Genomic DNA, 5247 nt, shown 5'->3' on the forward strand with positions numbered 1-5247 from the left:
AAAACAGTTAAATAAATTGACTGATGATGATCAGTTAAGCTAATTTAAAAACGGCTCTACAAAATGATAAATCAAGTGATCAAAGCTGATGAGAATCGGTGATCAAAGTCATGAGAATACGCACATGGAGTAAAAACGGGGAAAGGCACTTTTTACGTGAATATTCAAGCCGCTTTGGTCGTGCTCGTGATGGGGTTTATGGGCCTTCTTTTAGATATGAAATAGATGCCACGCTTGAAGATGTTTATTTAATTTTTCCATACTTTCTTGAGCAGAAATTAACTTCTGGTAGACCAACAACTTATAGAGTTTCATGTGTTTATTCAGGCATGGTTGTCGGTATTCATGTGGGAATTGGAGGGCCAAACTGGCAAGGCGGTTTACAAGCAATATACAACGCATGTACTGACAAGGTTAAATTTTGCGAGTTGTATGGCATTACGATTAATCATCACCAATGGCCCTGTGATGTCGTTTGTACAGAGTTAACCATTGATAATGGGGTTGAATATCCATCTAAGAATATGGCGACATTTTTAGATGCGAAACTAGGATTAGATTGTATCAATTATACTGCAATTTACTCAGGTGAAAGTAAAGGAGGGGTTGAAGGCGGCTTTCAAGTCGATAAACGAGAAGTCGTGCAATTCATGCCTGGCTATGTTGAGAGAATGCCGGAGAAAGGAGATGTTCATTCATCTCAATTTGCTAGGTATACCTACCGAGAATTTGTTCAGCTACTTATTGCTCAAACTCTCATCAGAAACAATGAAGTATTCAAGAACAACATACATGACCAAGTAATGTCTGAGCAAGGTGTTGCGTCTACCTCGTTGGCCGTTTGGAACTTTGGTATGAAGCATTATATGAATAACGGTAGAGGTAAAAGGTTTCCTGAAAGTCAGTTAATGTTTGCATTACTTCCATCAGGCCAGGCTGCAACTAATTCGCGTGGTATTAAATTTAAAGGCCTATTTTATTCCTGCTCGTTTGCACACTCAAAAGGTTGGTTGACAGACAGTAAAAGACGAACAGTTAAAAAACTAGATGTTCGTTACTTTGATGGCGACACCAATCAAATTTGGTATCAATTTGAAGATCAAATCTATACAGCACAGTTGAATGACCATTCAGAAATATACCGTAACCGAAGTTGGTTCGATGCACTTCACCGGTTAAAGCTTTATGACAAGGAACGTGTGCTGCAAGCAGAAAAAGAGCGAGAGGCAAGGTTTAAACAACAAGAGCTTACATCTGATATTTCCCAACAAGCAAAAGAGCGTCTTAAGAACTCAAAGCCAGGAAAAAGTAAATCTCCTAAAAAAGGCATCAGCACGTTGAAATACTTAGAAAAGAAATTCCAAGATCATAAAACTTCTTCACTTCTAAGAACTGTGCTTGGCAAGCCTGATGGGTCTGGAAGCTATGACCTAACACCACCAAATAATACAAATGCATATAAACAATCACAGCAAAATACCCTAAATAAAATGTATGGAGAAAATCATGGTTAATCGAGTACAAGCTGACTACAGAGAGTTTTCAATTCCTACATTTCAGGGAAACCCTTTGATTTCAGCTATCAGAAAGGCAACTCCATTAGAATATTTCACTAAAAAGTTGTCATATCAGCCGGCATTTCAAGAAGGGCTTGATGATTTTGAGCGAGAGTTGCAAGTTGAATTAATTGATTCAACGTACATTGTTCCACTCGAACTTCATGCTCTTTACAAGACAATTGTGAAAAACATTATCATTGGTTATATCCATAGAAATCCTGTTTCTAGAGATATGAAGCACGAACAACATTTAGCTAGCGTTCAAGAAGATTATCACTTTCCGGTCGAAAAGAACCTGTCTAAATGTACTTCAATTCTTGGCCATTCAGGCACAGGAAAAACGTTATCAATTAGAAGTTGTTTTTCATTTTTACCTCAGGTCATTGAGCATAGTAAATACCAAGACGAACAAGTCAAATTCGATCAAATTGTCTATATAGAGTTTCAAGCACCAGTAACAAAAACTACAAGGGGATTTGTTTTATCCTTTTTTCTAGCTATAGATAGTGTGATTGATACTTTCTACTATGAAGAATGGAAAGGTAAAAGTACTTCGGTACCTTTATTGATCCAAGAAGCTAAAAAGGTAGCATTAAACCACCATGTGGGAATGGCTTTCATAGATGAAATACAGCGTTGTGCATACAACAAAGATAAGGCTGAAAAAGCTGATTTTGCGACATTAGAGTTCATTGACGACTTTTTTAATTCTGTCGGTATTCCAATGATTGTTGCGGGAACTTTTAAAGCGAAACCACTATTTGATGTCACAATGAGTACAACACGCCGTTTAAGCTCAGCTCGAAGCTTCAAATATTTATGTATTCCAAATGATTTATTTTTACTAGAAAAGGGGGAGTTATCATTTTGGTCAATATTCATTGATAAGCTTTATTACCCTGAGTTACTCGAAGGTGACTTTTTATTTGATATCGCATTTAAAGAAAAAGTCTATGAGTTAACTATTGGCTTACCGGCTCTCACGATACGACTTTTTCGTTTAGCCTATGAACATGCAATAGATACTGGAATAGAGCGTTTATCTGTAGAGCTATTAGATGAAGTATTTCAACAGCAATTTGAGCTACTTCAACCAGCAATAAAAGCATTACGAGATGGAGAAAGTGGTGGCTATGAAGACTTGCTGCCATCGGGTGCGTTTAAGACTAAAGAAGAGTTCCTTATCGGAGAAGTGATCGATAAAGCAATCAAGGAAGATGAAAAACAACAAAGTGGTGAAGACGATGATGGTTTAGTTGTTGAGTTTGAAGCTGTCACACAGGATGTTATACCTGCCATTGATTTAAGGAATTTAAGCAGCTTATCAACAGACGAATTAACTGGCATTTTGGGAGATAAATAAACATGAGATTTATCCCCGTTTTAACGAATGTTTTGTTGATGCCTAACGAGCATGTATTAGGACCACTTGCTCGACAACATTTATATTCGTCGTATAAACGGTTAGCAGATTCTTTAAAATTTATAACTACAGATAGACAGGCTTTGCAGGTTAGTAGTATTTGGCGTAGTGCTTACAAAGATATATATCGTTATTGGGGGGATGGTGAAGGGTTGGATAAGTTCGCGAAGCGGCATACTCTTGTAAATTATTATCAGCCTTTTCACACACTATCATTTAACGAAATTATATCAAGTAGCGTAGAGCTAAGGCCTCCGTCTTCTCGTGTAGTTGGTTACACCGATAATTGGCGTTTTTGTATTGAGTGTGCGATTGAAGATGTTGAAATTAATGCGACACCTCATTTTCATATTAATCATCAAATACCAGGTGTAACTCAGTGCTCAAAGCACAACATCCCTCTTAAAACAGGTTGTTTAAGTTGCGGGAATGAATGGCTTAATTTATTGAAAATCATCATGCCTTCATCATCAGGGATATGTGATAAATGCCAAGGTGATCTTTCTACGATTAATTCGTATCAGGATGATGACACTCATTGGCTTCAAACAACGAGTTCCCAATTGTTTGAAGGAGGTTATTCGGATATTAATTTAGAGTCTGTTCAAAAGTCGTATCGAAAATGGATAGGTATTGGCTCTCGCCAGGGAGTGCTAAATTTGAAAGAACGGAAAATTGTACGAGATGCACAGAAGCATTTAGATAACCATTTCTCTCTTGAGTTTTATCGACAGTTTTTTACTAATGCAGATTTAAAGTCTAAACAAAGGCGAGTGCCTTTTTTGAACCTTTACGAAGCAGCATTTAACGAAGGGAAATTTATCCACCCTTTAGTTCATCTCGTATTAATTCGTTGTCTTTTTGGCTCTGTCGAAAACTTTGTTGAGAATGAAATGCATGAATAAGCTTCATCGTTTTTCATTTATACCCAATCCAGCTTCTGATGAAACGGTTTATAGTTGGATAAGCCGATATCATTTGATGTCTGGATATGATTCTTTTCGCAATACCACATTAGCATTGCTAGGTGTACATGAAGAAAGGGCAACAAACGAATTTCCATGTTTTATACCTAGATTGTCTCAGATGACGAGAGTCGCGGTAAACGACATTATTAATCAAATGACCCCGTATCATTACTTTGCTCCATTTTTAGATGCGGCAACGAGAAAGTCTTTTTTTAAATGCTTGGAAACAGGTTGTACTTCAAGCTTACAGTCTTCTTTAGGGATGGTTGCTAACAGAATAACCCCAGGTCAGTTTTTGTATTGTTGTTGTGATTGTATTGCTGAAGATACAGATAAATGTGGCTTTCCATATTGGCATGTTCAGCACCAACTAACTGGTGTGTATGTGTGTGCCAAACACCATCAATTATTGCACCCTGTTTATCGTGCAACTAGAAAGGTGCCAATTTTACCTGAAGCAATACCTGAGGCTGACTCTCGACCGCAAGACGACAGACTAGCAAATTTAATTTCAACAGAGCTGAGTTCTCATGTGTCGCTAAATACCGATAACATTCTTATTGCTTATAAAGCGAGGCTTAACTCCTTGGGTTTTATAACCGTATGCGGTAGGTTACGTTTGAAGTTATTAAGAGAGGCTTTAAAAGATTATTTGAATAAGTTAACACCAGGCTTATTGGTTTGTGAGTTATTAAAAAAACAGCTTATTAAGCATAGGTATCCTGAGTGCTTATTTTATGCTCCGAATGCATCACATCACCCAATTAAGCACTTAATAATGATTGATTATTTGTTTGGCAGCTGGCGTAATTTTTCTGAATTGGTGAATTCAAATATTGCCGAAAACGTGACTCCAGTGTCTGTCAATGTACCACAGCCAATAATGTTAAGTGCAGAGGCAATAGCTAAGATAAGTAGCGGAGTTAGCCTACGAAAAGTTAGCGTAGACGAAGGGCTGAGTGTCACTACGCTTAAAATATTAGCACAGAGAGAAGGCTTAGAAGTAAACCTGAGGCCAAGCAAAATTTTCAAAAATATGGAGCGAAGCATTTGGGTCAAGTTAATGATTGGAAATACCACATCAATTATTGCTGATGAATTCTCTATTTCAGTTGGTGCTGTCGAGGTGATATTAAGAAAGTTTCCTGAATTGGTTGTATTAAGAAGACGTATGTAATGGTCTAATGAAACTGGACAGGTTTATAGCGTAAAATGAGCTAAACCCAAAAGGTATCACTATGACCAGAAAATCAAAAGTAACACTCAGTGCACAACAAAAACTTGAATATGCCAAATT

4 protein-coding genes are annotated in these 5247 nt (G+C 37.3%); all 4 read left to right on the top strand.

Annotated elements, in window-relative coordinates; genetic code table 11:
- The first annotated feature begins 98 nt into the window (after window positions 1-98).
- Genes H5186_RS22015 through H5186_RS22030 form a run of 4 tightly spaced genes read left to right on the top strand, consistent with a single transcriptional unit; the run spans window position 99 to window position 5127 of the window.
- A complete protein-coding gene (locus H5186_RS22015; protein WP_182794997.1) occupies window positions 99-1514 on the top strand; it encodes a hypothetical protein in 1416 nt (471 codons plus the stop codon).
- Window positions 1507-2922 (top strand): AAA family ATPase, encoded by a 1416-nt coding sequence (locus tag H5186_RS22020; protein WP_182794998.1) that lies wholly within the window; start codon window positions 1507-1509, stop codon window positions 2920-2922. The genes H5186_RS22015 and H5186_RS22020 overlap by 8 nt, the downstream gene beginning before the upstream one ends.
- A 2-nt stretch (window positions 2923-2924) precedes the next feature.
- Window positions 2925-3887 carry a TniQ family protein gene (locus H5186_RS22025; protein WP_182794999.1) on the top strand — a complete coding sequence of 321 codons (963 nt, stop codon included), beginning with the start codon at window positions 2925-2927 and terminating at the stop codon, window positions 3885-3887.
- Window positions 3880-5127: a TnsD family Tn7-like transposition protein gene (locus tag H5186_RS22030; RefSeq protein ID WP_182795000.1), complete on the top strand. Its 1248-nt coding sequence runs from the start codon at window positions 3880-3882 to the stop codon at window positions 5125-5127. The genes H5186_RS22025 and H5186_RS22030 overlap by 8 nt, the downstream gene beginning before the upstream one ends.
- The last annotated feature ends 120 nt before the right edge of the window (window positions 5128-5247 follow it).

The organism is Pseudoalteromonas sp. SG41-2 (assembly GCF_014164535.1).
GTDB lineage: Bacteria > Pseudomonadota > Gammaproteobacteria > Enterobacterales > Alteromonadaceae > Pseudoalteromonas > Pseudoalteromonas rhizosphaerae.